Consider the following 24,704-nt stretch of genomic DNA (forward strand, 5'->3'; position numbering starts at 1 on the left):
CTGGCGCTCACTCATGCGGTGATCCCTTCCTCGGAACCATTGTCCACCGTCTCCACAGCTTCTGCAGCCTTGCGCGACTCGTGATACGCGAGGATCTGCAGCTCGATGGAGAGATCGACCTTGCGTACGTCGACGCCGGACGGCACGTTCAGGACGGCGGGCGCGAAGTTGAGGATGCTGCTGATGCCGGCCGCGACCATCGCGTCGGCGACGTCCTGGGCCGCGGTCGCGGGCACCGAGATGACCCCGATCGAGACCTGCTCGGCCGCGACGATCTCGGCCAGGTCGGCGAACGGCCGGACCTCGAGCCCGGCGACCGTCCGGCCCTGCATCGGCGCGGCCGCGTCCAGGAGGGCGACGGTGCGGAAGCCGCGGCTGCTGAAGCCGGAGAAGTTGGCGAGCGCCTGGCCCAGGTTTCCGATACCGACGATGATGACCGGCCAGTCGTGGGTCACGCCGATCTCGCGGGCGATCTGGTAGCTCAGGTAGTCGACGTCGTAGCCGACCCCACGAGTGCCGTAGGAGCCCAGGTAGGAGAGGTCCTTGCGCAGCTTGGCCGAGTTGACCCCGGCGGCCGTCGCGAGCTCCTCGGAGGAGCAGGAGACGATGTTGCGCTCGGCGAGCGAGGTCAGCGCCCGGAGGTAGACCGGAAGCCGGGCGACTGTCGCCTCGGGGATGTCCCGGTGGGGGTCCTGGGCACCGCTGCCCTCGCCCGTATTCGTACTCCGTGCCGTCACGCTCTGCTCTTTCAATGCCGGCGCCACAGACGGGGGCTTTTTAGCCCGGGATCGCCCTGCGGCTCAGCCACCATACGGAGTTTGTGACCGTGAGAACAAACTCGGAGACCGTCGGCTAGCACACGTGTTTGCGGAGTTGGCAGAGGGGGGTTGTTCAGGGTATTGGGCCGATCGACAGTTATTCTGGGGAGCGCGCCAGCGCTGTCCTCAGCCGCTCCTCGGAGACACGCCAGAAGTCGTGCTGCTTCCCGTCGACGTACGTGACGGGCACCTCGTTCGTGAATCGCTCGCGCAGTTCCTCGTCGGCGTCGATGTCCACCTCGGTGTAGTCGTCCCCGACCACCTTCTCGAGGACCAGCCGAGCCTCGTCGCACAGATGGCAGCCCTGACGGGAGTAAAAGGTCACACGCGGTTCCATCCGACCATCTTGACACCTGGGTCCCCTCACGGCGTCCGGACCACTACTGTTGGCGAAATGAGCAGCGCCAGCGACCGCCGCCGTGCCGAGTTGCGGCGAAAAGACCTCAAACGCCGCTCGGCTCTCGCCGGCGAGGCGTCGGCCGCGGCAGCGGAGATCGAGGCCTGGCTCTATCCGACGGCCGGAGACCCGACGGCGGCAGCCTTCTTCGACGTGGACAACACGATCATGCAGGGCGCGACGATCTTCCATCTGGCCCGCGGCCTGCACCGGCGCAAGTTCTTCCGTACGCGGGACATCGCCTCGGCTGCGTACAAACAGGCCTACTTCCGGGTGGCCGGCGTCGAGGACCCGGCCCACATGGAGTCGGCGCGCTCGTCGGCGCTCTCGTTCATCCGCGGCCATCGCGCCGAGGAGGTCGAGAGCCTGATGGAGGAGATCTTCGACGAGGGCATGGCCCACCGGATCTGGCCCGGCACCCGGGCCCTCGCGCAGACCCATATCGACCAGGGGCAGCGGGTGTGGCTGGTGACCGCGGCGCCCGTCGAGGCTGCGCGAGTCATCGCCCGGCGGCTCGGACTCACCGGCGCTCTCGGGACGGTGGCGGCCACCGAGGACGGCGTCTACACCGGCGCGCTGGTCGGCGAGATGCTCCACGGGCCGGCCAAGGCGGAGGCGGTCAAGGCGATCGCCGCCCGGGAGAGCCTCGATCTATCTCGCTGTGCGGCCTACTCGGACTCCTACAACGATCTGCCGATGCTCTCGCTGGTCGGGCAGCCGTGCGCGATCAATCCGGATGCGCGCCTGCGCGCCCACGCGCGCGCGAAGGGCTGGCCGATCCGTGACTACCGCACCGGGCGCAAGGCCGCCCGGGCCGGCGTGGTGACCGCGGCGCTCGGCGGTGCGGCCACGGGGGCGATCGCGGTGGCGATCGCGCTCCGCGGACGGCGGGACTGATCACGCCGTTGGCGACCTGTATGCAGTGCCGGGTATTCGCCGCTCTGTCAGGAAATTGCCAACACACGCCGAGGCAACTTCGGCTCGGGACCTGACATCGGGATGCCCTAACCCGTAAGGTTGGGCTCGCTCAGGGGGAGTCTTCGGGAGGGACCCACATGTCGCGCCGCGCCAATGACGTCCATCGTCGCTTGGATGCGCTGCGCGCTGCGGTCGAGCTCTTGATGAACGAGGGCTACGAACCCGCCTACGCCGGCGTTGCCGGTGCGTCCGGTCCGCTCGCCGAGCCCGAGCGTCGCGGCTCGGGTGGCACCCACGAGTCCAAGCCCCGCTCCGACAACGAGCCGGACGACGACGCCGAGCTCGCCACCTCCTCGGAGGAGAGCGAGGCCGACCGCACCCGGCTGATCGCGCTCGTCGAGCTCGCCCGTAAGGGCGACAAGGAGGCGTTCGGCCTCCTCTACGACCACTACCACGGCGCGGTCTACCGGTTCCTCTTCTACCGGACCCGCTCCACCCAGGTCGCCGAGGACCTGACCTCGGAGACGTTCTTCCGGGCGCTCCGCTCGATGACCGGCTTCCGCTGGCAGGGCAAGGACTTCGGTGCCTGGCTGATGACCATCGCGCGCAACCTGGCCACGGACCACTTCAAGGCGGGACGTACGCGCCTGGAGATGACCACCGAGGACATGGGCCAGCACGACTCCTCCTCGGACGGGCCCGAGAAGATCGTGATGGCCGGGATCACCAACGAGATGCTGCTCGGCGCTCTCTCCAAGCTGCCGGACGAGCAGCGCGACTGCATCATCATGCGTTTCCTCCAAGGGCTGTCAATCGCGGAGACAGCCGCTATCCTCGGGCGCAGCGACGGAGCCGTGAAACAGCTCCAGCTGCGCGGGATTCGCAATCTCGCCAAGCAGATGCCTGACGGGATCCGCTGATGACTGTGTTCCGCACCACCTTGAATGCTCGACCGGTTGCCGTAACCCGCGGCCGGGGCGACTCGTTGTCCGACATGGCAGCACCTTGTGCGCAGCTGTTTCGACGAATCCCTGACAGCCGATACCGAGTAGGAACCCCCCGATGAGCCCGGCATTCCCGGCGCGAAAGCGCGCCGACGAGTTCGACCGAATGGTCGCGGCTGCTGCCGCGACGGATCGGCGTGCCTCGCAGTCTGCCGACGAGCTTCGTGATCTGGCCGTCTTCGCTTCGTCGCTCTCCACTCTCAGCGACTCCGCTGTCCCCAGTCGCGACTTCTCCGTCTCCCTCCGCGAGCGCCTCATGGAGGCCGCCGACACCGACCTGGTGCCCGCGCCTCGCATCGAGAAGACCGTCGAGCGCAAGCTCACGGTCGGTCCCGTGCGCCGGCCGCGCCGGCAGCGCAAGCTGGCTGTCGCCTTCGCCGCGATGGCGATCGTCGGCGGCACCGCGGGAGCCGCGGCCGCGTCCCAGACCGCTCTGCCCGGTGACTCGCTCTACCCGGTCAAGCGTGCCGTGGAGAACGTATCCGCCGGATTCACCGTCAGCACCCAGGCCCGTGGCATCCGAATCCTCGAGGACGCCGGCACCCGCCTGCGCGAGGCCAAGTCGCTGGTCGCCGACGCGCCGATGACCGACGCCGAGCGGGTCACCTCGACGCTCGAGACCTTCTCGCGTCAGGCCGCGCACGGCTCCGACCTGCTGATCAGCGACTTCGAGCAGTCCCAGGACAACGACTCGCTCGCCCAGCTGCGTACGTTCGCGGCCGATGGCGTCGAGGAGCTCGCCGAGCTGAGCCCGAAGGTGCCCGAGCGGGCCGAGCCGGCCGTCTCCGACGCCGCTCAGACCCTCGTGCTGATCGACCAGGCCGCCGCCCAGCTCTGCCCCACCTGCGAGGGTGGCATCACCGAGCTTCCCGCGACGCTGGTCTCCAGCCTCACCTCCGACATCGACGGGCTGCTTCCGGCAGACACTGTCGTCGAGGCCGAGGCGCTGCCGCCGCTCACCCAGGACGACAACGCCCTCGACCTGCCCTCCATCGACCCCGACAAGATCGGTCCCGGCTCGGTGACCGACCCCAAGGGCGAGAAAGACGAGGCGGAGAAGCCCTCCGAGGAACCGGAAGAGGACGGCAGCATCCTGCCGACACCCTCCGCCCCCTCCGACGGCGATCCCTCCGAGGACCCGGACACCGACCCCGGCACCGTGACGGACCCCGTCACCGGTCTGGTCACCGGCGTCACCGGCCTGGTCGGCGACGTGCTCGCCGGCGCCACCGGCCTCCTCACCCCCTGACCCAAGCCGAAGCGTCACTGGCGTCGGTCGAGTTGGCACACGCGTGCCGTCTCGACCGGCGCAGCTGACTTCTCGGCCGGCGGGGGTGACGTGGGGCGGGTCAGCCGAAGACGGAGGCGCGCTCGCCCAGCAGGCGGTAGAGCGTCTGCTGGATCGTCTCGCGCACCTGGTCGGTGACGTTGAAGACCAGCATCGGGTCGTCGGCCTCCGAGGCGTCGTACGCATCGGTGCGGATCGGCTCGCCGAACTCGATCAGCCACTTCGACGGGAGCGGGATGAGACCCAGCGGCCCGAGGAGCGGGAAGAACGGCGTGATGGGCAGGTAGGGCACGCCGATGACCTTGGCGAGGGCCGGGATGTTGCCGACCAGCGGGTAGATCTCTTCGGCGCCGACGACGGAGAGTGGCACGATCGGGACGCCGGTGCGCAGGGCGGAGGAGACGAAGCCGCCGCGGCCGAAGCGCTGGAGCTTGTAGCGCTCGCTGTAGGGCTTGCCGATCCCCTTGAAGCCCTCGGGCCATACGCCGACCAGCTCGCCGTTGCGCAGCATCCGCTCGGCGTCCTCGCTGCACGCCAGCGTCGCGCCCGCCTTGCGGGCGATGTTGCCGACGATCGGCAGTCGGAAGACCAGGTCCGCGCCGAGCGGGCGCAGATTGCGACCGAGCTCGTCGTGGATCGAGACCATCGTCATCAGGCCGTCCATCGGGATGGTGCCGGAGTGGTTGGAGACGATCAGGGCGCCGCCGTCGGTCGGGATGTTCTCGATGCCGCGGACCTCGACCCGGAACCACTTCTCCTTGATCGGCCGCAGCACGGCCAGCATGAAGCGTTGGGTGAGCTCGCGGTCGAAGCCGTATTCGTCGACGGAGTATTCGCCGGAGATCCGGCGGCGCAGGAACACGATGAACCGAGCGAGCTGCTCCTCCCACTCGGCACCGAAGACCTCTTTGGCGGCACTCTCCAGCGCCGCGGCCCAGTCGGCCGCCGGGATCGCCCGCAGCGGGTGGCGCTCGCGCGCCGTGGTGCCGGTGAAACCCTGGGCGGGGGACTCAGTCACCGGGCGCTCCTGTCAGTCGGCTCTCCAAGGCGGCCAGCGCACGGTCGGCACGGTTCGCGGACGGCATCACGCTGTCCGCGAAGTCTACGACCGTGTCCTCGGTGGTGTATCGAGGTTCGAAGCCCAGCAGGGAGCGCATCCGCGTGGTGTCGACGCCGCGACCGTAGGTCAGCAGCGCCCTCAGCTCGGCGGGATACTCGCCGCCACCGAACCTCGCCAGACCGAACAGAGGCTCGGGGATCGGCACAGTCATCCGCTGCAGCCGCCGCGCGACCTGCGAATGGGTCAGCACGCCGTCGCCGGCGACGTTGAACGTCCCGGGGACCCCGGTGCGTACGGCATGCTCCAGGACGCCGTAGAGGTCCTGCTCGTGGAGGAACTGCAGACGCGGGTCGAAGCCGAGCACGTTGGGTACGACGGCGCGCCGGAAGTGGGACGCGATCGGGCTGACCACGCTCGGCCCGAGGACGTTGGCGCAGCGCAGCACCGTGACGGCGATGTCCGGGCGACGACGGGCGAAGCCGCGTACGTAGGACTCGATGTCGGCCGCGTCTCGGGCATAGCCGGAGGACGGGGTGCGCCGCGGCTCCATCGACTCGGTGAACATCGCCGGGTCGCGGCTGCTCGCCCCGTAGACCTGGGTCGTCGACTTCACCACGACCTGGCGCAGGGACGGAGCGGTCTGACAGGCCGCGAGGAGCTGCATCGTCCCGATGACGTTGAGCTCCTTCATCGTCGAACGACCCCCGGTGGTGCCGGGGGTCGCGATGACGCTGAGGTGGACGACGGTGTCGACCTCCTCCTTGGCGATCACCTTGGCGATCACCGGGTTGCGGATGTCGGCGCGGACGAATCCGACCTTGCCGATGTCCCCGCGAGGCGGTGCGACATCGACGCCGATCACTCGCTCGACGTTCGGGTGGCGGGCGGCAGCGCGCGCAAAACGGCGCCCGAGGTCACGCGAGACCCCGGTGACCAGGAGGACCCGACCCTGCTGCCCGCCTCGGGCTTCGCTTCGGCCAGGTCCGGTGCGTTCCGCCACCTACGCCACGAACGTCACTTGCCGAGCTTGCGGCGCTGGACGCGAGTCTTCTTGAGCAGCTTGCGGTGCTTCTTCTTCGCCATGCGCTTGCGACGCTTCTTGATGACAGAACCCACGGGGAACCCTTCACGATCGTTGCAGAGAATGCCGGCCCTGTGCCGACGCGGCCACTCACCGCAGCGCGCGGCAAACAGACCTAGGGGGTAAGACTAACGAAGCCAGGGCACCCACAGAGAATCGGTGACCCGATGTGACCGGTGTTGCCCCCGCGCCCTACGTGCAGGGCGCGGGGTCCGACAACTAGCCCGCGTTGTAGAACGAGCTCTTGAGGTATTCGTTCGCGTCGTCCTCCCGAACCCGGAAGGAACGACCGACACGTACCGCAGGCAGCTCGCCCGAGTGAACCAACCGGTAGACCGTCATCTTGGATACGCGCATCATCGACGCAACCTCGGCAACGGTCAGGAACTTGCTGTCAGAGATGTCTCCAGAAGGAGTAACCATCTGCTTCCACCGTTCTCTCTCGAGTGATCGCGACGCCGGCGGCTTCCCCACCGCCGGTCCAAAACGCGATCCCAAAGTGAGAATAGGGCCTGATGTGACTGATGGGGAAGGGGACACCCCTGAGAATCTCACATACCACCGGCGTGTCGAGTTGCATTTGGGCGCGACGAACTGCGGTTTCTAGACCGTCCCGAAACTATGTGACCGGGCTACGGCATCGGGTCGAGCCCGTGCAGCGGGAACACCGCTGTGCGAGTCGCGTGGACCTGCCGGTCCAGCCACGTGCCGGGGTCATATCCGCTCCCCCAGTCGCGGTAGGCCGGTTCACGTCCGTCCGTCATACGCAACGGTGCGACCCTCCCGAGGCGCGTCTGCACGTGCTCACGCCAGCCACCTGGCACGTCGAGCGTCGGCTCCAAGGGATTCCCCGACACTAGCGCAAGAAGGTGCGTCCATGCGCGTGGCACGACGTCTACGACCGCATAACCACCGCCGCCGAACGCCACCCACTTGCCCGCGCACACCTCGTGGGCGAGCTCGTGGAGCGCGACGTACGCCGCCCGCTGGCCGTCCACGCTGAGCGCCAGGTCGGCGAGGGGGTCGTCGGTGTGCGAATCGCAGCCCTGCTGGGTCACCAGGATCTCCGGCTGGAACTCACGGATCAGGTCGGGTACGACGGCATGGAAGGCGCGCAGCCAGCCGTGGTCGGCCGTGCCGGGAGGCAGCGCGACGTTGACCGCGGTCCCCTCGGCTTCCGGCCCGCCGACCTCCTCGGCGAAGCCGGTGCCGGGGAAGAGCAGCTGGCCGGTCTCGTGGAGGGAGATCGTCAGGACGCGTGGGTCGTTCCAGAAGGCCCGCTCGACGCCGTCGCCGTGGTGCACGTCCACGTCGACGTACGCGACCTTCTTGACGCCCTGGTCGAGGAGCCACTGGATGCCGGCGGCGACGTCGTTGTAGATGCAGAAGCCTGCGGCGCGACCGCGCATCGCGTGGTGGAGGCCGCCCATGATGTTGGCGCTGTGCAGGCTCTCGCCGGAGTAGACCTGGCGGCAGGCCTCGATGCTCGCGCCGACGATGTGGGCGCTGGCGTCGTGGATGTGCGCGAAGACCGGGTCGTCCTCGGTGCCGAGGCCGTGGGCGAGGTCCGACTCCCCGCTCCGCCCGGCCTTCATGACCGCCTCGATGTAGCTCTCGTCGTGGATCGTGAGCAACTGCTCCGGGGTGCCCATCGGCGCCTCGACGACCTTCAGGTGCTCGAGTACGCCGAGCTCGCCGGCCAGGCGCATCGTCAGGTCCACCCGGATCGGCGCCATCGGGTGAGTCGGGCCGAAGTCGTAGTCGGCCAGGCTCTCGTCGAAGACGACCGTCGAGTGCCCCTGGCACGAGGTCGGCCACGTGGTCGGCGGAGTCGTCATGGGCCACACGGTATCCGTGACGTGTGCGACACTGGAGAGGTGTTCAGCATTCGTTCCACCCAGTGGTGGTCCGCCTCTTAGGCGGTCCACCCGATTGTTGAGCACTCACATCAGGCCGCCCACGGGCGGCCTTTCTCGTTGATCGTCGCTGACCCGTGGGCCTCACCACGAAAGGTCCACCATGACCAGGCGACTCTCCCTCATCACTCCCTCCGGCCGGCTCACCCTCGGCAACCTGCTCGGCGCGCTGCGGCCGATGCGATGTATCGAGCCTGTCGAGATGGCCGCAACGGCCGACTCGGACGCCTTCTACGGGCTCTCCGACCTGCACGCGCTGACGCTGCCGCACGAACCGTCGGTGCTGCGTACGCGGACGGAGGAGATGGCTCTCCTCCTGATGGCGTCCGGGCTCGAACCGGCCACGTTGTTCATCCAGTCTCACGTCCCCGCGCATCGGTCGCTCAGCTATCTGCTCGAGTGCGTCGCGCACACCGGCGAGCTGGGCCGGATGATCCAGTTCAAGGAGAAGTCGCGCCGCGTGGGGGCATCGGTGCGCGCCTCGCTGTTCACCTATCCGGTGCTGATGGCGGCCGACATCCTGCTCTACGGAGCGACCGAGGTGCCCGTCGGCGACGACCAGCGTCAGCACGTCGAGCTCGCCCGGGACATCGCGATCCGGTTCAACACGACGTACGGCCGGGTCTTCTCGGTCCCCCAGGCCGTGCACCCCGAGGCCGGGGCCCGGATCATGGATCTGGCCGAGCCGACGCGCAAGATGTCGAAGTCGGCCGGTGACGCGCATCCGGGGTCGATCTTCCTGCTGGACGATGCCGATGTCGTACGTCGCAAGGTGGCTCGTGCGGTCACCGACTCCGCCGGAGACGTCTCCCGCGACGAGGAGCGGCCGGGGGTCACCAACCTGATCGACATCCTCGAGGCCTGCGGCGGATCGGCCGCCGGGCTGTCGAACTACGGCGGCCTGAAGGCCGCGGTCGCCGACGCGGTCATCGCCGAGCTCGAGCCGATCCAGAAGCGCTACCGCGAGCTCGCCTCCGACCGGGCGTACGTGACGGAGGTGTACGCCGCCGGCGCGGAGAAGTGCCGCCAGGCAACGGCTCCGGTCCTGGCCGCGGCGGAGGCGGCGATCGGTCTGGCATGAGCCTCCGACGGGTGTAACACGTCGTTCGTCGGACTTTTCGCCCTTCCTGACAGGGCGATAAGTCCGACGAACAGCGTGTTACACGGGGCTGGCCCGCTCAAATCCGTACGTCGGCCAACTCGCGAACCTGAGCCGGCTGCGGGCGCAGGTAGACCACGAAGGTGACCAGGGCGCAGATGGCGTAGAAGATCGTGAAGGCGATGAACGCCGACTTGGTGGCGTCGAGGGGGTTGTCGACCCACGGGCTGTTGAAGGCGATCGGTATGAAGAACCCGCCGATCGCACCGACGGCGCCGATGATGCCGACCGCGGCGGAGGACCTCTTGGTCGCGCCGGCCAGCGCGGTCTCGCGCTCGGCGGTGCCCGGCGTGGTGGCCAGCTCGGCCTCACGACGGAAGATCGACGGGATCATCTTGTATGTCGAACCGTTGCCGATGCCGGTCGAGGCGAAGACCAGCATGAAGAAGCCCAGGAAGACCGGGAACCAGGACTGGTTCTCGAACGCGATCGCGGGGGTCGCGTCCGGGTTCGGCGTGAGCTGCATCAGGGTCCACAGCACCCCGAGGGTGAAGACGACCAACCCGATGAACGCGCCGAGGGTGACCTTCGCGCCGCCCCAGCGGTCGGCCAGCCAGCCGCCCAGCGGCCGGGTCGCGGAGCCGATCAGCGCGCCGAGGAAGGCGAAGTAGGCGAAGTAGATGCCGGTCCCGAGCGGCGCCGGCTCGGGCACCCAGAAGTTGAGCTTGATCAGCAGCGGCATCGCGGCGGAGTAGCCGATGAAGGAACCGAAGGTGCCGATGTAGAGGAACGACATGATCCAGGTCTGCTTCGACTTCACCACCGAGAGCTGTTCCTTCGGGGAGGACTTGGCGTCAGTGATGTTGTCCATGAAGAAGAAGGCCGCGAAGATCGCGATGACGGCCAGCGCCGCGTAGACGAACGCGGCCCGCTCGAGATGGATGCCGCCGTCGGAGGCCTTGATCAGCCCGAAGATGCCGGCACCACCGACGATGACCGGCAGCAGGAACTGGATGAGCGCGACGCCGAGGTTGCCGCCGGCGGCGTTGAGGCCGAGCGCGGCGCCCTTCTTCGCGGATGGGTAGAAGAAGTTGATGTTCGCCATCGAGGAGGCGAAGTTTCCGCCGCCGAGACCGGCCGTGGCGGCGATGACGCAGAAGACCCAGTAGGGCGTGGTCGGCTGGGTGACGGCGTACGCGAAGCCGAGGGTCGGCACGAGCAGCAGCGCGGCCGACATCATCGTCCAGTTGCGGCCACCGAACTTCGGCACCGCGAGGGTGTAGGGCACCCGCAGCAGCGAGCCGACCAGGTTGGGGATGGCGATCAGGAAGAACAGCTGGCTCGGGGTGAAGTCGAAGCCCTGGGCGACCAGGAAGGCCGAGGAGACCGACCAGATCAGCCAGACCGAGAAGCCGAGGTGCTCGGCGAAGATCGACCAGATCAGGTTGCGGCGGGCGGTCTTCGCCCCGGTTTCCTCCCAGAAGGTGGCGTCCTCCGGACGCCAGTCGTCGATCCAGTAGCGGCGGCTCATGGTGGGCTCCTCAGTGCGGGGCAGTCGGCGAGATATCACCCACCATCGCCAGCCCACGTTTCAGCAGCCGCCAACCCTCGCGTGCATGCCCGTCAACTTCCGCTCACGGTCTCACAGACCTCACAACCTCACCTCCGGCGTCTCGGGAGGCGGTTACAGCAGACGTACGTGGCGGGCGGCCCGAGCCGCCCGCCACGTACGTCTGGTCTCTGATCCGCAGGCATCAGCCGAGGTAACGCTCCCACGGGCCGGTGATGGCCAGGGTGTAGCCGGGGTCCTGCATGTTGACGAAGAGGACCTTGCCGTCGGGCGAGAAGCACGGCCCGCAGAACTCGGAGTCGTTGAGATCGTTGCGGGCGATGGCGTACGCCGGGCCGCCCGGGAACGCGCCGAGCACGTGCGAGGCGCCGGAGCCGTCCTCGGCGAGCACCAGCGAACCCCAGGGGGTGACGGTGACGTTGTCCGGGCCGTCGAAGGTGAGGTCGCCGTACTTCGGCGCCGGGGCATCGTCCTCGGACTGCGTCTGGTGCGGGAAGTACGTCACCAGCTGGATGGTCTCGGCCGCGTAGTCGTAGAACCAGACCATGCCGTCGTGCGGGGACGCGTCGGCGGGCATGTCGCCCTCCTCCCACGCGTAGGAGTTGACCACGTAGACGCCCTCGTCGGTGCCCCACACACCCTCGAACTTGCGGCCGCGGGTGACCTCGCCGTCGGCGAACTGCTCACGGCACGGCGTCTCCTGAGCGTCGCGCTCGGGCACGGTCTTCCACTTCACCGGGAACGGCTGACCCATCTGCGCGGAGGTCAGGTAGGCCACGTCGGGCAGCACCGAGCCGTCGGGGAGGATGATCTGCATCGCGGCGAGCGTGCCGGCGTCGTCGGCCAGCTCGGTGAGCACGCCCGGGCCGAGCCTCACCCCGGCCGGGGCGGTCCAGCGGTAGAAGAGCCCGTTGGGCTCGTCGGCGTCCTCGGAGAGGTAGACCTTCGTGCGGGTCTTGTCGATCGCGAGGGCCTCGTGGTCGTAGCGGCCGAAGGCCTTGATCGGGCGCGGGTCGGCCGAGCCGTCGGCCCAGACCTCGAAGACGTAGCCGTGGTCCTTCTCGTAGACGCCCTTGGTGCCGTCCTCGCCCTCCCACTCCTCACCGGCGTCGTTGACGGTCTCCTCGCAGGTCAGCCAGGTCCCCCACGGCGTCGGGCCGCCGGCACAGTTGGTGGAGGTGCCGGAGATCGCGACGAACTCACCGAAGTTGGCGCCGCCGGCGTCGGTGGTGATCACGGTGCAGCCGCCCGACGGTGCGCCCGGGTCGTAGACGGTGCCCTCGACGAGCGGCACCGGGATGCCCTCGCCGGGCTCGATCTCGTGGTTCTGGATGAGCGTGTAGCGCCCACGCCGGCCACCGAGCACCATCATCCCGTCGTGGTTCGACGGCGTCTTCTCACCCGACTTGAGAGTGGTCTCCCCGGCGGAGGTGACGATGGCGTACGCGAACCCCTCGGCCAGCGCGAGGATCCCCTTGGGGTCGTCCACGAGCGGCGGGAACGGCTCGCGGGCGCGCTTGCGTCCCGGAGTGCCGGGCCGCGCCGGCTTCGCCTCGGCAAGAGCGGGAACGGCACCGGCGACGGCCAGGCCGACCCCGGCCGCGGCTCCTCCGGTGAGCAGGGAGCGTCGAGTTGCGGACATGGGTTGGTACTCCTCGGAGCTTGGTAGGGGATCCCGAGACAGGTCTCAGCCCTCTACCCAAGCCACTCCGCAACACCTGCGCGCCCGCCCGAGGTGAACCTCAGGCGACGGCGGCGTGAAACGTACGCCGACGGCGCGTCAGGCCGCTCCGAACAGGCCGGTCAGGCCAGTCCTCCGGGCGGGACCGGAGCGCCCGCTCTCCCACGCGTATCCACACCTGCAGCACATCAGCCGCCGGCGGCCCCCCGCCGAACGCGAGAGAACCCGGATCTCCTCGTCTTCGGTGCACTTGGCACACATAGCCGAAGTCATCGAGTGAACTCCTCGCACTTCTCAAGTGAACAGAATCTGTACAACTCCGCCCAGGGTGACATATGCCAGGGTCCATCCACCAGATGACAACCTCCTGTGGACGAACTGTAAAGCGCTATTGACCAGCGGGAACGTCGCCGGAGTTGGCGATGCCGTAGGGGATGTGGACCCCGGCGATCGACCCGACCGCCTCGTCCAGGTGGGTCGTCTGGTCGTCGAAGAAGATCAGCGGGCGGAGCACCTCGAGCACTCGCACCTTCTCCACGCCACCAAGGAAGAAGGCCTCGTTGACGTAGACGTCCCAGGACTGCAGCGACCGGATCGCCCGCTCGTGGGCTGGGGCGCCGCGGGCGGTGACGAGTGCGATCCGCAGCCTTGGCTCGTAGCCCGGATCCTCCAGGCGGCGCTGCTCCTCGATCTGCTGGATCCGGTTGAGGTCGCGCAGCAGCGGCTGCAGTGGCCCGGGCTCGAGCGGCTCGGCCTTCCGGCTCGCCTCATAGGCCCGGTAGCTCTCGATCCCCTCCTCGCGGAAGACCCGCTCGGAGCCGTCGTCGGCGAGCACACCGTCGAAGTCGAAGGCGACGACGACGGAGCGGTCGTTCTCGTCGTACGTCGCCGCCGACGGCAGCACGTGACCGGCCGGGAATCCCTCGCGGCTGGCCGCGATGACGTCCTCCCGGTTGCCACTGAGGAACAGCGACATCCCGAGCGCGCCGATGTAGGGGTGGGGCGAGCGACCCTGGGTGAAGACCGCACGGGTCATCGGCAGGCCGTGGTGCTCGATCGAGCGCATCACCCGCAGCCCGGTGTTGGGGTCGTTGCGCGAGACCACGATCACCTCGACGAGACCGTCGTCGGCATCGGCCGCGAGGTCGTTGAGGCTCAGCAGCCGCTTGATGAACGGGTACGCGACGCCCGGCCGGAGCGGGTCGTCGATGCGGTCGTCCTGGTAGCGGCGGTAGGCCTCCTCACCGTGCTCGCGGAAGTACGCATCCGACTCGGTGAGGTCGAAGAGCGCGCTCGACGCGATCCCGACGACCAACCGATCCCTCAGCTCGTAACCCACGATGTGCAACCTACCGCTCACCCGTTCGGGTATGAGGAGAGTCGAATCGGGTACCGGACGCGTCGGTAGAGGAGGTAGCTATGCAGACGAGAGATCGCGAGCACCACTCCGGCCGCTCGGGCAGCTCGAACAACCCGGACCACCAGAAGACGATGCCGTCGCAGGTCGGGAACCACATCGGGGTGTTCGACCGTTTCGCCACCCATGCCAGCAACTTCGTGTCGCGGGCGTGGTTCTTCGTGATGTGCGTGCTGCTGGTGGTGATCTGGGCGCCGTCCTTCCTGGTGCTGCCCGACATCGACACCTGGCAGCTGATCATCAACACGGCCACCACGATCGTCACGTTCCTGCTGGTAGCACTCCTGCAGAACACCCAGAAGCGAGCCGACGACGCCGTTCAGCACAAGCTCAACGCCATCGCCGAAGGGCTCTCCGCGATGATGGAGCGGATGGCCCACGACCATCCCGAGCTGAGCGACGACCGCGACGAGCTGCGCCAGGCGGTGGGTCTGGAGGAACGGGAAAGCGCCGAATGAGCGACCACGCGCCGGAGTCGTCTCAGGACGTACGCGACCGGATCTCGGAGGCCGCCCGCGCGCTCGCGGACGTGGCCGGGTCGGCGTGGGCCAGCGGGATCAGCATGGTGGCCGTCGCTGTGCTGCTGCTCGCGGGTCTGGGCACTGGATTCCCGTCGTGGTGGCAGAGCGTCATCCACGCCGCCGCCTCCATCGTCAGCCTGCTGATGCTCATCAGCCTCCAACACACGACCAACCGCCAGACCCAGGCCATCCTGCTCAAGCTCGACGAGCTGGTCGAGAGCGTCGACGGCGCCGACAACGAGGTCATCGCCATGGAAGACCGTGCCCTGGAGGACCAGGAGCACATCCGCCACCGGCACCACCGATAGCCGTACGCCGATAAATGGTGTGCATCCGAGGCCGCGCCTGCCTAGCGTGGTCGGTATGCAGCAGCGACCGCTTCCGTTCGACCGTCACCCGTCCGGGGAGCGGCCGCTGACCTGAGCCTGCACGCAGGCGCAACTGGGCCGCTCCGAGGAGAAATTCCTCGTGGGCGGCCTTTTTCGTGGCAGATGACGGGTTGTAGGGAAGCGGCTATCCCTCCTGGGTTGGGTCCAGGCGATCGCGGGTTCGAGTCCCGCCAACCCGACGACGAGGTCAGTCCGCGTTGGTGACGCGGAGGAACTCCTGGACGTCGAAGACGGCACGGACGACGCCGGCGGCCTTCGGGAGCAGCGGCGCGACCTCGGCGTACGGGACGACGCGCGGGTCGGTGACCCGGTGGTCGACGCCGTCGTAGACGATCGTGGCCGAGTTGGCGGCCAGGACGTTCTGGGCCCAGTCGACCTTCGAGGTGTAGGGCAGGTTGATGACGAAGCCGTCTGGGGTCCGGATCGGCGTGATCGGGGTGGCGTACTCCCGTCCGCTCGCGCGGCCGACGTGGAGAACGACGCCGTTGGCGGCACCCTTCATCCCGGCGGTCTTCAGGGCCTCGGAGGCGAACCGCTTCGAGAAGGCGCGGATGCGGTCCTGCAGCCACGGCGACTTGTTGCGCATGCCGATCACGAAGGCAGCGCCCGCGCCCGCTACGCCGGCGGCCAGCAGACCCGGGATCACTCGACTCAATCGCATGCCGCAAACCTACCTCGCGGCCCTGCGGCGGCCCGGGTGACAGATAGCGTGGGCGCCGTCACAATTGTTTGGGTCTCGACAAGCTCGACCACCAGAGAGAAGGGGTGCGGATGCGGCGCTGGCTGCGCTCTCCCTTGGGCACCCACCTGGGTACAGAAGCCGATCGGGCGACCTTCCGCACCCTCCACAACGCATCGCTGGCGAGCCCGGCGCTGCGTGGCGGCCTGACCGTCGACAGCGCCGAGCGCGCCGCCCCTCACCTGCAGGCGCTGCTGGCCGCCCCCGCGCTCGCGATCACCGACACCGACGGCCTGCTCGCCTGGGAAGGCATCGGCACCCACCACCAGGAGCACGTGACCAAGCTGGCCGAGGGGACGCTGGAGCGCGGCGCGACCCGGTTCTACGACCGGGTCGACCTCGAGTGCGGCCAGGCGGGCTGCCCGCTGCACTCCGCCGTGGTCAGCCCGCTGGTCGTCGACGACCACCTGGTCGGCACGCTGCAGGCGTACGCACCGGACACCTCGGCGATGATGGTCCGCGCCACCGACGAGGTCGCGACCTGGGTCTCCGGTCAGCTCGAGCTCGCCGAGCTCGACGCGTCGCGGCGGCGGCTGATGGAGGCCGAGGTGCGCGCGCTGCGCGCTCAGATCAGCCCCCACTTCATCTACAACTCGCTGGGGGCGATCGCCAGCTTCGTACGCACCGATCCGGAGCGTGCCCGCGAGCTGCTGCTGGAGTTCGCGGACTTCACCCGCTACTCCTTCCGCACCCACGGCGAATACACGACGCTGTCCGAGGAGCTCCGCTCCGTGGAGCGCTACCTGCTGCTGGAGCAGGCCCGGTTCGGTGAGCGGCTCAGCGTGCGGCTCTCGGTCGCGCCGGAGGTGCTGCCGATCGCGGTGCCGTTCCTGTGCCTGCAGCCGCTGGTCGAGAATGCCGTACGCCACGGCCTGGCCGACGCGCAGACCGGCCACATCTCCATCCGGGCCGCCGACAGCGGCACCGAGTGCGTGATCGAGGTCGAGGACGACGGCGCCGGCGAGGACCCGGAGAAGGTACGCAACGCGCTGGCCGGCGGCAACGACTCCGTCGGGCTCGGCAACGTCGACGCCCGGCTCCGCAACGCCTACGGCGACGACTATGGCCTGGTCGTCGAGACCGCGCCGGGCGCCGGCACGAAGGTCATCCTCAGAATCCCGAAGTTCGCCCCAGGAGTGCACACATGAGTGGCCGTACGACGCAGGCGTTCGCTGCGCGGCAAGGAGCGCCCGGTGGCCGGCTGAGAATCCTGGTCGTCGACGACGAGCCGCCGGCGGCCGACGAGCTCTCCTACCTGCTCACCCAGGACGCGCGGGTGGCGGAGGTGCGCACCTGCCTGAACGCGACCGACGGGCTGCAGCAGCTGCAGGGGTCGGGCGTGGACGCGGTCTTCCTCGACATCCAGATGCCCGGCCTGAACGGGCTCGAGCTGGCCCGGCTGCTGGCGCGATTCAAGACGCCGCCGGCGGTCGTGTTCGTGACCGCTCACGAGGAGCACGCGCTGGAGGCGTTCGACCTGCGCGCGGTCGACTACGTGCTCAAGCCGGTGCGCGCCGAGCGGCTGGCGGAGACCGTCACCCGGCTGATGGGCAGCATGCCGGAGGAGGAGCCGAGCGGCGACGTACAGATCCCGGTCGAGCTCGGCGGCGTCACCCGCTTCGTGTGGCGCTCCCAGATCACCCACGTGGAGGCGCAGGGCGACTACGCCCGGCTGCACACCGCCGACGCGTCCCACCTGGTGCGGGTCCCGCTGACCCAGCTGGAGCAGGAGTGGGCCTCGGCCCGGTTCGTACGCATCCACCGCTCCCTCCTCGTCAACCTCGCCCACGTGACCGAGGTGCGCTCGGAGGCCGGGCGCTGCTCGGTCGTCGTCGGAGGCCCGTCCCGCGGGACCGAGCTGCAGGTCAGCCGCCGGCACACGCGCCAACTCAAGGACCTGCTAGCCCGACGCTCATGACAGAACCACAGCGCGTACGCGTCACCGGACCGCCCCGACGACGCCCGGCCGTCCGCAGGGTCGACGTCGACGAGGACACCCGTCTCGGCGAGATCTACCTCGGCTCGCTGATGCGCGCCCAGCTCTCGATCGCCCTCCGCACCCTCGCGGTGCTCTTCCTCGGCGTCGGCTCGCTCCCGCTGCTGTTCTGGCTGGCTCCTGGCCTGGTGCGCACCGCGCCGTTCGGCGTACCGCTCCCCTGGCTGCTCCTCGGGGTGCTGGTCTACCCGTTCCTGTTCGTCCTCGGCCGCTGGTATCTGCGCGGCGCGGAGCGCAACGAGGCCAGCTATGCCGACCTGCTCCGCTCGGACGACGAGACGCCATGACACTCGAGTCCGCCCCCGCGATCGTCGCGGTCACCCTGGTCACCCTGGCGACGCTGACCATCGGCACTTGGGGGCTGCGGTTCAGCCGGACCACGAGCGATTTCTACGTCGCCTCGCGGTCGGTGCGTCCCGGCCTCAACGCTAGCGCGATCGGCGGGGAGTATCTCTCAGCCGCGTCTTTCCTGGGCGTCGCAGGCCTGGTGTTCACCTCCGGCGCGGAGATGCTCTGGTATCCGATCGGCTGGACCGCTGGCTATCTCGTGCTGCTGACCCTGGTCGCGGCTCCTTTGCGCAGGTCAGGGGCGTACACGCTGCCCGACTTCGCCGAGGAGCGGCTCGCCTCCACCGGGGTGCGGCGGCTCTGCTCGCTGCTGGTCGTGAGCATCGGCTGGCTCTATCTGCTGCCCCAGCTGCAGGGCGCCGGGCTGACCCTGGAGCTGGTCGCGGGCGCACCTCGCTGGGTGGGACCGGTGCTGGTCGGCATGGTCGTGCTGGTCAGCGTCTTCTCGGGCGGGATGCGCTCGATCACGTTCGTGCAGGCCTTCCAGTACTGGCTCAAGCTGACCGCCCTGCTGGTGCCGGTCGGGGTGCTGGTCGCGGTCTGGGGCGCCGACGGCGCGCCCCGCGCGACCGATCTCAGCCAGGCCTGGTCGCTGCCGATGGGCACCGACACCTCGACCGGCCTCTACGCCACCTACTCGCTGATCGCGGCCACCTTCCTCGGCACGATGGGCCTGCCGCACGTGGGCGTCCGCTTCTACACCAACCCCGACGGCCGCGCCGCCCGCCGCACGACGCTGGTCGTCCTGGCCCTTCTCGGCGTCTTCTACCTGTTGCCGCCGATCCTCGGCCTCCTCGGACGCGTGTACGCAGCCACCCCCGCCTCCGCCGACACCCTGGTGCTCGAGCTGCCCCGGCTGATGGTCCCGGGCTGGGCGGGTGACGCCCTGACCGGGCTGGTCTGCGCCGGCGCCTTCGCGGCCTTCCTGTCCACGTCGTCGGGCCTGGCGATCGCCGTCTCCGGGGTGCTCTCCCAGGACGTGGTCGTCCCCCTCCTACGCCGAAGGGGCAGCCGCTTCGGCGGCGTCGCCGCCTTCCGGATCGCCTCCCTGGTCGCCGTCATCGTCCCGGTCGCCGGCGCCCTGCTGACCCCCAGCGTCGGGGTCGCCCGCGGGGTCGCCCTGGCCTTCGCGCTCGCCGCCGCCACCTTCTGCCCGCTGCTCCTGCTCGGCATCTGGTGGCGCCGGCTGACCGCCTACGGCGCCGCCACCGGTCTGGTCACCGGCCTGGTCACCACAGGGTCGGCCGTGGTGTTCACGATCAGTGGGTCACGTACGGGCACCTGGGCGGATGTCGCGCTCACCCAGCCGGCGCTGTGGGCGGTGCCGCTCTCCTTCGCCGTCATGATCGTCGTCAGCCTCGCCACCGCCGCCCACGTCCCCGCCCACACCACCCGGCTGCTGGTCCGCCTGCACTCCCCTGAGCCGGTGACCGAGCCGGCTGCGCCGTCCATGAAGACGGTCTTGCAAGAGCGCTGACCAGGCCGCGACAGCAGCCATTCGGCGTACGAAATCGACCGCTCGTCGCGCGACGACGCCGTCTACCGAGGGACCGGGCGCTACCCGCGACGAACGGTCCGACAGGCCCCTAATGTGACTGCGATCACACGCTGTCCGTCCTCCACCCCCACGGAAGGCGGCCTCGTCAACGAAAGGGTTCGACCGTGAGCGAAGAAGCGCACGACCAAGCCCACCGGCACGACCCGGTCTACGACAGACTGCACGCCACGGCAGAGTTTCGCGCTCTGCGGTCGGCGTACCGGAAGTTCGTATTCCCGGCCACGGTGGCATTCCTGGCTTGGTACCTCCTCTACGTGTTCTGCTCCAACTGGGCAGAGGACTTCATGAACACCAAGCTCGTCGGCAACATCAATGTCGCGCTGGTCTTCGGGCTCCTCCAGTTCGCGACCACGTTCGGCATCGCCTACCTCTACGCCAACTACTCCAACAAGCACCTCGACCCGCTCGCTCGGAAGCTGGATGAGGAATACGAGATCGAGAAGAGGCAGCTCTGATGGACGGCAGCCAGATCCTCACCACGGTCCTCTTCCTCGCGGTCGTCGCGGTCACGATCGGCATCACCTTCTGGGCGAGCCGGCAGACGAAGACCGCGGCCGACTACTACGCCGGTGGCCGCGGCTTCTCCGGTTTCCAGAACGGTCTTGCCATCGGCGGCGACTACATGTCGGCGGCGTCGTTCCTCGGTATCTCCGGCGCCATCGCCCTGTCCGGCTATGACGGGTTCCTCTACTCGATCGGCTTCCTCGTCGCCTGGCTGGTGGCGCTGCTGCTGGTCGCGGAGGTGCTGCGTAACTCCGGTCGCTACACGATGGCCGACCAGCTGGCGTACCGGATGAAGCAGCGCCCGGTCCGCCTGGCTGCGGCGACCTCCACGGTCGTCGTCTCGATCTTCTACCTGCTGGCCCAGATGGTCGGTGCGGGCGCCCTGGTGGCCCTGCTGCTCGGCGTCGAGGACCAGCTGGTCAAGAACATCGTGATCCTGTTCGTCGGCGCGCTGATGATCTTCTACGTCACCGTCGGCGGGATGAAGGGCACCACCTGGGTCCAGATCGTCAAGGCCGTCCTGCTGATGACCGGCTCGGCGCTGATCGTGATCCTGGTGCTCGCCCAGTTCGGCTTCAATCTCTCCGAGCTGCTCGGCTCCGCGGCGGATGCCTCGGGCAAGGGCGACGCCTTCCTCCAGCCCGGACTGAAGTACGGCCTGAGCTTCACCAGCGAGCTGGACTTCGTCTCGCTCGGGCTCGCCCTGGTGCTCGGCACCGCTGGCCTGCCGCACATCCTGATCCGCTTCTACACCGTCCCGACCTCGGCGGATGCCCGCAAGTCGGTGCTGTGGGCGATCGCCCTGATCGGCGTCTTCTACCTGTTCACCCTGGTCCTGGGCTTCGGTGCGGCCGCGCTGGTCGACCCGACAACCCTGGACAAGGCCGGCAACCTGGCGGCACCATTGCTCGCCCAGGAGGTCGGTGGCGGTGAAGGCTCCATCGGTGGCGCCGTACTGCTGGCTCTCATCGCCGCGGTCGCCTTCGCCACGATCCTCGCCGTGGTCGCGGGTCTGACGTTGACCTCCTCGGTCTCCGTCGCCCACGACATCTACAACTCGGTGATCAAGCGTGGCAAGGCCACCGAGAAGGAGGAGATGAAGGTCTCGCGGTGGGCCGCGGCGGGCATCGGTCTGATCGCGATCCTGCTGGCCATCCCGGCGCAGTCGCTGAACATCGCGTTCCTTGTGGCGCTGGCCTTCGCGGTCGCCGCCTCGGCGAACCTGCCGGCGATCATCTACAACATGTTCTGGGCGCGGTTCAACACCCGTGGCGCGGTGTGGTCGATCTACGGTGGCCTGATCTCCTGCGTCGGTCTGGTCTTCTTCTCGCCGGTCGTCTCCGGCAAGACGGCCGTGGACGCGGTGACGGGCGAGACGATCTCCGCCTCGCTCTTCCCGCTCGGCGTGGACTTCTCCTGGTTCCCCCTGGAGAACCCCGGCATCATCTCCATCCCGCTCGGGTTCTTCCTGGGCTGGCTGGGCACGGTGACGTCGAAGGAGCCGGAGACCGCTGAGCGTTACGTCGAGCTCGAGGTGCGCGCCCTCACCGGCGCCGGCTCGGAGAAGGCGATCACGCACTGATCCCTCACGGCGGGCCGTCGTACACGTGGTGTTGTACGACGGCCCGCCATCATTCTTTCCCCCGCACTACCCTGTGGCTTGAGCCACACATTTTTCGTACGTAGGAGTCACTGTGAGCGACGAGACCCTGTCCAACCTGCTGCACGAGAAGCGCCGGTTCGAGCCGCCTGCCGAGCTTGCCGCCGCTGCCAACGTCAAGGCCGATGCGTACGACACCGCTGGCGCGGATCGCGACGCATTCTGGGCGGCCGCCGCGGAACGGCTCACCTGGTCCAAGCCGTTCGATCGCGTCCTGAACTGGGACAACCCGCCGTTCGCGAAGTGGTACGAGGGTGGCGAGATCAACGTCGCCTACAACGCCGTCGACCGCCACGTCGAGGCCGGGCTCGGTGACCGGGTCGCGATCCACTGGGTCGGCGAGCCTGCCGACGACAAGCGCACCATCACCTATGCCGAGCTCAAGGACGAGGTCTCCCGGGCCGCGAACGCCTTCGAGGCGCTCGGCGTCGGCAAGGGCGACCGAGTGGCGATCTACATGCCGATGATCCCCGAGGCCGTCATCGCGATGCTGGCCTGCGCGCGGATCGGCGCGATCCACACCGTCATCTTCGGTGGCTTCTCCGCCGACGCTCTCGCGACCCGCGTCGTCGACTGCGGCGCGAAGCTGATCGTCACCTCGGACGGCGGCTACCGCCGGGGCGCACCCTCGGCGCTCAAGCCCGCCGTGGACGAGGCGGTCACGAAGGTCGAGGCGACCCAGCCCGGCCTGGTCGAGAACGTACTCGTGGTCAAGCGCACTGGGCAGGACGTCGACTGGAACGACTCTGTCGACAAGTGGTGGTCGGATGTCGTGTCGTCGGCGTCGACCGAGCACACTCCGGTGGCGCACGACGCCGAGCACCCGCTCTTCGTCATGTACACCTCGGGTACCACCGGGAAGCCGAAGGGCATCCTGCACACCACCGGCGGCTACCTCACCCAGGCGGCGTTCACGCACTGGGAGGTCTTCGACCTCAAGCCCGAGACCGACGTCTACTGGTGCACCGCCGACATCGGCTGGATCACCGGCCACTCCTACATCGTCTACGGCCCGCTGGCCAACGGCGCGACCCAGGTGCTCTACGAAGGCACGCCGGACTTCCCGGAGAAGGGTCGCTGGTGGCAGATCATCGAGGAGTACGGCGTCACGATCTTCTACACCGCGCCGACCGCGATCCGGACGTTCATGAAACAGGGACGCGCCATCCCGGACGGCCGCGACCTCTCCTCGGTCCGCCTGCTCGGGTCCGTCGGGGAGCCGATCAACCCCGAGGCCTACATCTGGTACCGCGACGTCATCGGTGGCTCGAAGGTGCCCGTGGTGGACACCTGGTGGCAGACCGAGACCGGCGCGATCATGATCTCGCCGCTCCCCGGGGTCACCCACGGGAAGCCGGGTTCGGCGATGAAGGCCCTGCCGGGTGTGGGCGCCGACGTGGTCGACGACAACGGTGTCTCCGTCCCGAACGGAGCCGGGGGCTACCTCGTGCTGACCCAGCCGTGGCCGTCGATGCTGCGTACGATCTGGGGCGACGACCAGCGCTACATCGACACCTACTGGGCGCGGTTCAAGGACCAAGGGTTCTACTTCGCCGGCGACGGCGCGAAGAAGGACGAGGACGGCGACGTCTGGGTCCTGGGCCGCGTCGACGACGTGATGAACGTGTCCGGCCACCGGCTCTCCACGACCGAGATCGAGTCGGCGCTGGTCTCGCACCCCTACGTCGCGGAGGCGGCGGTCGTCGGCGCGACCGACCCCGACACGGGGCAGGCGGTGGTGGCGTACGTCATCCTGCGCGACGGGTCGCCCGAGGACTGCCACAAGGAGCTCTCCGACCACGTCCGCAAGGAGATCGGCCCGATCGCCAAGCCGCGGCAGATCATGATCGTGCCCGAGCTGCCCAAGACGCGCTCGGGGAAGATCATGCGGCGGCTGCTCCGCGACCTCGCCGAGGGTCGCGGCGTCGGCGACACGACGACGCTTGCCGACCAGACGATCATGGACCTCATCGCTGCCGGGAAGACGACCGCCACGGACGAGTGATCACGCTCGGCACCCACAGCGGCCCGGTCGCCCCTCGCGGGGCGGCCGGGCCGCTGCGTACGTTCTAGTGCTTCTTCTACTTCACCCGGCGGATGAAGTGGCTGTCGGTCCAGATCGGGTCCTTCTTGACGGTCTCACCGGACCTGGGCGCATGCCAGACCCAGCGGCGGCCGTCGTGCTTCCCGGCGTAGATGCCGACGTGGTAGACGCCGCCGCTGCCGTAGAAGAAGACCAGGTCGCCCTTGCGCGGCTTCTTGACCTTGAAGGTGTGGCTGACCTGGGCCGATGAGCTGTGCGGCAGCTTGCGGCCGAGCTTCTTGTAGACCCATTGGGTCAAGCCCGAGCAGTCGTAGGCGTGGGGGCCGTTGCCGCCGTAGGAGTAGGGGTCGCCAGCCTGGCTCTTGACGCGACGCAGCGCTCGCAGCCCGCGCGACTTCTTCTTCTTTTTCTTGGTGGTGTGGGTGCTCGTCTGAGCGCTCGTGTTGGCGCTGGTCTGGGCACTTGCGCCCGGCGGGGAAGCTGCCGTGGCGGACTGGTTGGGAGCGGCGACGAGCGCGAGACCGACCACGAGGGCGGTCGCGAGGCCGACGGTCATCGTTCTGTAGGCGCGCGAAAGCGCACGGACACACGATCCGGTCATTCGAGGTTCCCCTGTTGCAGCGACGCCTGCGAAGGTTCACCTGTCGGATTCGGGCTGCTGTTGCCCGGGCGCTGGTTTCATCTGCGCCTTCACCC

At 68.6% G+C, this 24,704-nt stretch carries 25 protein-coding genes and 1 tRNA gene; 14 read left to right on the forward strand and 12 right to left on the reverse strand.

The features are described 5' to 3' along the window. Positions 1-11: 11 nt before the first annotated feature. Both AB0F44_RS12070 and AB0F44_RS12075 read right to left on the reverse strand, forming a co-directional pair. Positions 12-737 (reverse strand): redox-sensing transcriptional repressor Rex, encoded by a 726-nt coding sequence (locus tag AB0F44_RS12070; protein WP_357355665.1) that lies wholly within the window; start codon positions 735-737, stop codon positions 12-14. Between the two features lie 178 nt (positions 738-915). Further along, positions 916-1,155, reverse strand: a complete 240-nt coding sequence (locus AB0F44_RS12075) for a glutaredoxin family protein (RefSeq protein ID WP_350665887.1) — start codon at positions 1,153-1,155, stop codon at positions 916-918. 57 nt (positions 1,156-1,212) lie between these two features. On the opposite strand from AB0F44_RS12075, the gene AB0F44_RS12080 reads away from it, so the two are divergent. The 3 genes from AB0F44_RS12080 (at position 1,213) to AB0F44_RS12090 (ending at position 4,386) form a co-directional block, all read left to right on the forward strand. Next, positions 1,213-2,112 carry an HAD-IB family hydrolase gene (locus AB0F44_RS12080; RefSeq protein ID WP_357355667.1) on the forward strand — a complete coding sequence of 300 codons (900 nt, stop codon included), beginning with the start codon at positions 1,213-1,215 and terminating at the stop codon, positions 2,110-2,112. 158 nt (positions 2,113-2,270) lie between these two features. Next, on the forward strand, positions 2,271-3,053 hold the full coding sequence (locus tag AB0F44_RS12085; RefSeq protein WP_350665890.1) for a sigma-70 family RNA polymerase sigma factor: 783 nt from the start codon (positions 2,271-2,273) through the stop codon (positions 3,051-3,053). 142 nt (positions 3,054-3,195) lie between these two features. Next, positions 3,196-4,386, forward strand: coding sequence for a DUF5667 domain-containing protein (locus AB0F44_RS12090; RefSeq protein WP_357355669.1), 1,191 nt, complete (start codon positions 3,196-3,198; stop codon positions 4,384-4,386). A 100-nt stretch (positions 4,387-4,486) separates the two neighbouring features. Here the strand turns inward: AB0F44_RS12090 and AB0F44_RS12095 are convergent, their stop codons facing one another. The 5 genes from AB0F44_RS12095 to AB0F44_RS12115 all read right to left on the reverse strand — a co-directional run bounded on the left by AB0F44_RS12095 (position 4,487) and on the right by AB0F44_RS12115 (position 8,404). Continuing rightward, positions 4,487-5,443, reverse strand: coding sequence for a lysophospholipid acyltransferase family protein (locus AB0F44_RS12095; RefSeq protein WP_357355671.1), 957 nt, complete (start codon positions 5,441-5,443; stop codon positions 4,487-4,489). Then, on the reverse strand, positions 5,436-6,485 hold the full coding sequence (locus AB0F44_RS12100) for an NAD-dependent epimerase/dehydratase family protein (RefSeq protein WP_357355673.1): 1,050 nt from the start codon (positions 6,483-6,485) through the stop codon (positions 5,436-5,438). Before AB0F44_RS12100 ends, AB0F44_RS12095 begins: the two co-directional genes overlap by 8 nt. A 14-nt stretch (positions 6,486-6,499) precedes the next feature. Continuing rightward, a complete protein-coding gene (locus AB0F44_RS12105) occupies positions 6,500-6,601 on the reverse strand; it encodes an AURKAIP1/COX24 domain-containing protein (protein WP_008356322.1) in 102 nt (33 codons plus the stop codon). 184 nt (positions 6,602-6,785) lie between these two features. Continuing rightward, positions 6,786-6,989, reverse strand: a complete 204-nt coding sequence (locus tag AB0F44_RS12110; protein ID WP_008356311.1) for a helix-turn-helix domain-containing protein — start codon at positions 6,987-6,989, stop codon at positions 6,786-6,788. A 209-nt stretch (positions 6,990-7,198) separates the two neighbouring features. Continuing rightward, positions 7,199-8,404: an acetoin utilization protein AcuC gene (locus AB0F44_RS12115; RefSeq protein WP_357355675.1), complete on the reverse strand. Its 1,206-nt coding sequence runs from the start codon at positions 8,402-8,404 to the stop codon at positions 7,199-7,201. A 181-nt stretch (positions 8,405-8,585) separates the two neighbouring features. Here AB0F44_RS12115 and trpS point away from each other — a divergent pair, with 181 nt between their 5' ends. Continuing rightward, positions 8,586-9,563, forward strand: a complete 978-nt coding sequence (gene trpS / locus AB0F44_RS12120; protein WP_357355677.1) for a tryptophan--tRNA ligase — start codon at positions 8,586-8,588, stop codon at positions 9,561-9,563. A 97-nt stretch (positions 9,564-9,660) separates the two neighbouring features. On the opposite strand, the gene AB0F44_RS12125 is transcribed toward trpS, so the two are convergent. The 3 genes from AB0F44_RS12125 to AB0F44_RS12135 all read right to left on the reverse strand — a co-directional run bounded on the left by AB0F44_RS12125 (position 9,661) and on the right by AB0F44_RS12135 (position 14,171). Next, positions 9,661-11,112 (reverse strand): MFS transporter, encoded by a 1,452-nt coding sequence (locus AB0F44_RS12125; protein WP_357355679.1) that lies wholly within the window; start codon positions 11,110-11,112, stop codon positions 9,661-9,663. Positions 11,113-11,335: 223 nt separating this feature from the next. Then, positions 11,336-12,793, reverse strand: a complete 1,458-nt coding sequence (locus AB0F44_RS12130; protein ID WP_357355681.1) for an alkaline phosphatase PhoX — start codon at positions 12,791-12,793, stop codon at positions 11,336-11,338. Positions 12,794-13,220: 427 nt separating this feature from the next. Then, positions 13,221-14,171 carry a 5'-nucleotidase gene (locus AB0F44_RS12135; RefSeq protein ID WP_357355683.1) on the reverse strand — a complete coding sequence of 317 codons (951 nt, stop codon included), beginning with the start codon at positions 14,169-14,171 and terminating at the stop codon, positions 13,221-13,223. Positions 14,172-14,251: 80 nt separating this feature from the next. Between AB0F44_RS12135 and AB0F44_RS12140 the strand changes: the two genes are divergently transcribed. From AB0F44_RS12140 to AB0F44_RS12150, 3 genes are all read left to right on the forward strand, one after another. Further along, a complete protein-coding gene (locus AB0F44_RS12140) occupies positions 14,252-14,707 on the forward strand; it encodes a low affinity iron permease family protein (RefSeq protein ID WP_357355685.1) in 456 nt (151 codons plus the stop codon). After that, positions 14,704-15,078 (forward strand): low affinity iron permease family protein, encoded by a 375-nt coding sequence (locus tag AB0F44_RS12145; RefSeq protein WP_357355687.1) that lies wholly within the window; start codon positions 14,704-14,706, stop codon positions 15,076-15,078. Before AB0F44_RS12140 ends, AB0F44_RS12145 begins: the two co-directional genes overlap by 4 nt. Before the next feature lie 187 nt (positions 15,079-15,265). Next, a tRNA-Pro gene (locus tag AB0F44_RS12150) sits at positions 15,266-15,338 on the forward strand. An 8-nt stretch (positions 15,339-15,346) separates the two neighbouring features. Here the strand turns inward: AB0F44_RS12150 and AB0F44_RS12155 are convergent. After that, a complete protein-coding gene (locus AB0F44_RS12155; RefSeq protein ID WP_357355689.1) occupies positions 15,347-15,820 on the reverse strand; it encodes a hypothetical protein in 474 nt (157 codons plus the stop codon). 110 nt (positions 15,821-15,930) lie between these two features. Between AB0F44_RS12155 and AB0F44_RS12160 the strand changes: the two genes are divergently transcribed. The 7 genes from AB0F44_RS12160 (at position 15,931) to acs (ending at position 23,969) form a co-directional block, all read left to right on the forward strand. Continuing rightward, entirely contained in the window at positions 15,931-17,046 is a 1,116-nt protein-coding gene (locus AB0F44_RS12160; protein ID WP_350665923.1) for a histidine kinase, read from the forward strand. Then, positions 17,043-17,816, forward strand: a complete 774-nt coding sequence (locus AB0F44_RS12165) for a LytTR family DNA-binding domain-containing protein (RefSeq protein ID WP_350665925.1) — start codon at positions 17,043-17,045, stop codon at positions 17,814-17,816. Before AB0F44_RS12160 ends, AB0F44_RS12165 begins: the two co-directional genes overlap by 4 nt. Further along, positions 17,813-18,181, forward strand: coding sequence for a hypothetical protein (locus AB0F44_RS12170; RefSeq protein WP_357355691.1), 369 nt, complete (start codon positions 17,813-17,815; stop codon positions 18,179-18,181). Before AB0F44_RS12165 ends, AB0F44_RS12170 begins: the two co-directional genes overlap by 4 nt. After that, positions 18,178-19,719, forward strand: coding sequence for a cation acetate symporter (locus tag AB0F44_RS12175; protein ID WP_357355693.1), 1,542 nt, complete (start codon positions 18,178-18,180; stop codon positions 19,717-19,719). The genes AB0F44_RS12170 and AB0F44_RS12175 overlap by 4 nt, the downstream gene beginning before the upstream one ends. A 185-nt stretch (positions 19,720-19,904) precedes the next feature. Next, positions 19,905-20,255 carry a DUF485 domain-containing protein gene (locus AB0F44_RS12180; RefSeq protein WP_160025759.1) on the forward strand — a complete coding sequence of 117 codons (351 nt, stop codon included), beginning with the start codon at positions 19,905-19,907 and terminating at the stop codon, positions 20,253-20,255. Then, positions 20,255-21,886, forward strand: coding sequence for a cation acetate symporter (locus AB0F44_RS12185; protein WP_357355695.1), 1,632 nt, complete (start codon positions 20,255-20,257; stop codon positions 21,884-21,886). Before AB0F44_RS12180 ends, AB0F44_RS12185 begins: the two co-directional genes overlap by 1 nt. Before the next feature lie 112 nt (positions 21,887-21,998). Continuing rightward, the gene (gene acs, locus AB0F44_RS12190) at positions 21,999-23,969 is read left to right on the forward strand and encodes an acetate--CoA ligase (RefSeq protein WP_357355697.1); all 1,971 of its coding nucleotides are present in this window, start codon (positions 21,999-22,001) and stop codon (positions 23,967-23,969) included. Between the two features lie 76 nt (positions 23,970-24,045). Here the strand turns inward: acs and AB0F44_RS12195 are convergent, their stop codons facing one another. Beyond that, positions 24,046-24,564, reverse strand: coding sequence for a C40 family peptidase (locus AB0F44_RS12195; protein WP_357355699.1), 519 nt, complete (start codon positions 24,562-24,564; stop codon positions 24,046-24,048). Positions 24,565-24,704: the final 140 nt, after the last annotated feature.

This window comes from Nocardioides sp. NPDC023903 (genome assembly GCF_040639295.1).
In the GTDB taxonomy this organism is placed as follows: Bacteria; Actinomycetota; Actinomycetes; order Propionibacteriales; family Nocardioidaceae; genus Nocardioides.

What these genes read in the sequence shown, in the direction of transcription:
- AB0F44_RS12155 (WP_357355689.1), bottom strand. Translation starts at nt 15,820, where the DNA reads ATGCGATTGAGTCGAGTGATCCCGGGTCTGCTGGCCGCCGGCGTAGCG.
- AB0F44_RS12160 (WP_350665923.1), top strand. Translation starts at nt 15,931, where the DNA reads ATGCGGCGCTGGCTGCGCTCTCCCTTGGGCACCCACCTGGGTACAGAA.
- AB0F44_RS12175 (WP_357355693.1), top strand. Translation starts at nt 18,178, where the DNA reads ATGACACTCGAGTCCGCCCCCGCGATCGTCGCGGTCACCCTGGTCACC.
- AB0F44_RS12115 (WP_357355675.1), bottom strand. Translation starts at nt 8,404, where the DNA reads ATGACGACTCCGCCGACCACGTGGCCGACCTCGTGCCAGGGGCACTCG.
- AB0F44_RS12185 (WP_357355695.1), top strand. Translation starts at nt 20,255, where the DNA reads ATGGACGGCAGCCAGATCCTCACCACGGTCCTCTTCCTCGCGGTCGTC.
- AB0F44_RS12090 (WP_357355669.1), top strand. Translation starts at nt 3,196, where the DNA reads ATGAGCCCGGCATTCCCGGCGCGAAAGCGCGCCGACGAGTTCGACCGA.
- AB0F44_RS12170 (WP_357355691.1), top strand. Translation starts at nt 17,813, where the DNA reads ATGACAGAACCACAGCGCGTACGCGTCACCGGACCGCCCCGACGACGC.
- AB0F44_RS12145 (WP_357355687.1), top strand. Translation starts at nt 14,704, where the DNA reads ATGAGCGACCACGCGCCGGAGTCGTCTCAGGACGTACGCGACCGGATC.
- AB0F44_RS12110 (WP_008356311.1), bottom strand. Translation starts at nt 6,989, where the DNA reads ATGGTTACTCCTTCTGGAGACATCTCTGACAGCAAGTTCCTGACCGTT.
- AB0F44_RS12130 (WP_357355681.1), bottom strand. Translation starts at nt 12,793, where the DNA reads ATGTCCGCAACTCGACGCTCCCTGCTCACCGGAGGAGCCGCGGCCGGG.
- AB0F44_RS12080 (WP_357355667.1), top strand. Translation starts at nt 1,213, where the DNA reads ATGAGCAGCGCCAGCGACCGCCGCCGTGCCGAGTTGCGGCGAAAAGAC.
- AB0F44_RS12140 (WP_357355685.1), top strand. Translation starts at nt 14,252, where the DNA reads ATGCAGACGAGAGATCGCGAGCACCACTCCGGCCGCTCGGGCAGCTCG.
- AB0F44_RS12075 (WP_350665887.1), bottom strand. Translation starts at nt 1,155, where the DNA reads ATGGAACCGCGTGTGACCTTTTACTCCCGTCAGGGCTGCCATCTGTGC.
- AB0F44_RS12125 (WP_357355679.1), bottom strand. Translation starts at nt 11,112, where the DNA reads ATGAGCCGCCGCTACTGGATCGACGACTGGCGTCCGGAGGACGCCACC.
- AB0F44_RS12165 (WP_350665925.1), top strand. Translation starts at nt 17,043, where the DNA reads ATGAGTGGCCGTACGACGCAGGCGTTCGCTGCGCGGCAAGGAGCGCCC.
- AB0F44_RS12085 (WP_350665890.1), top strand. Translation starts at nt 2,271, where the DNA reads ATGTCGCGCCGCGCCAATGACGTCCATCGTCGCTTGGATGCGCTGCGC.
- trpS (WP_357355677.1), top strand. Translation starts at nt 8,586, where the DNA reads ATGACCAGGCGACTCTCCCTCATCACTCCCTCCGGCCGGCTCACCCTC.
- AB0F44_RS12195 (WP_357355699.1), bottom strand. Translation starts at nt 24,564, where the DNA reads ATGACCGTCGGCCTCGCGACCGCCCTCGTGGTCGGTCTCGCGCTCGTC.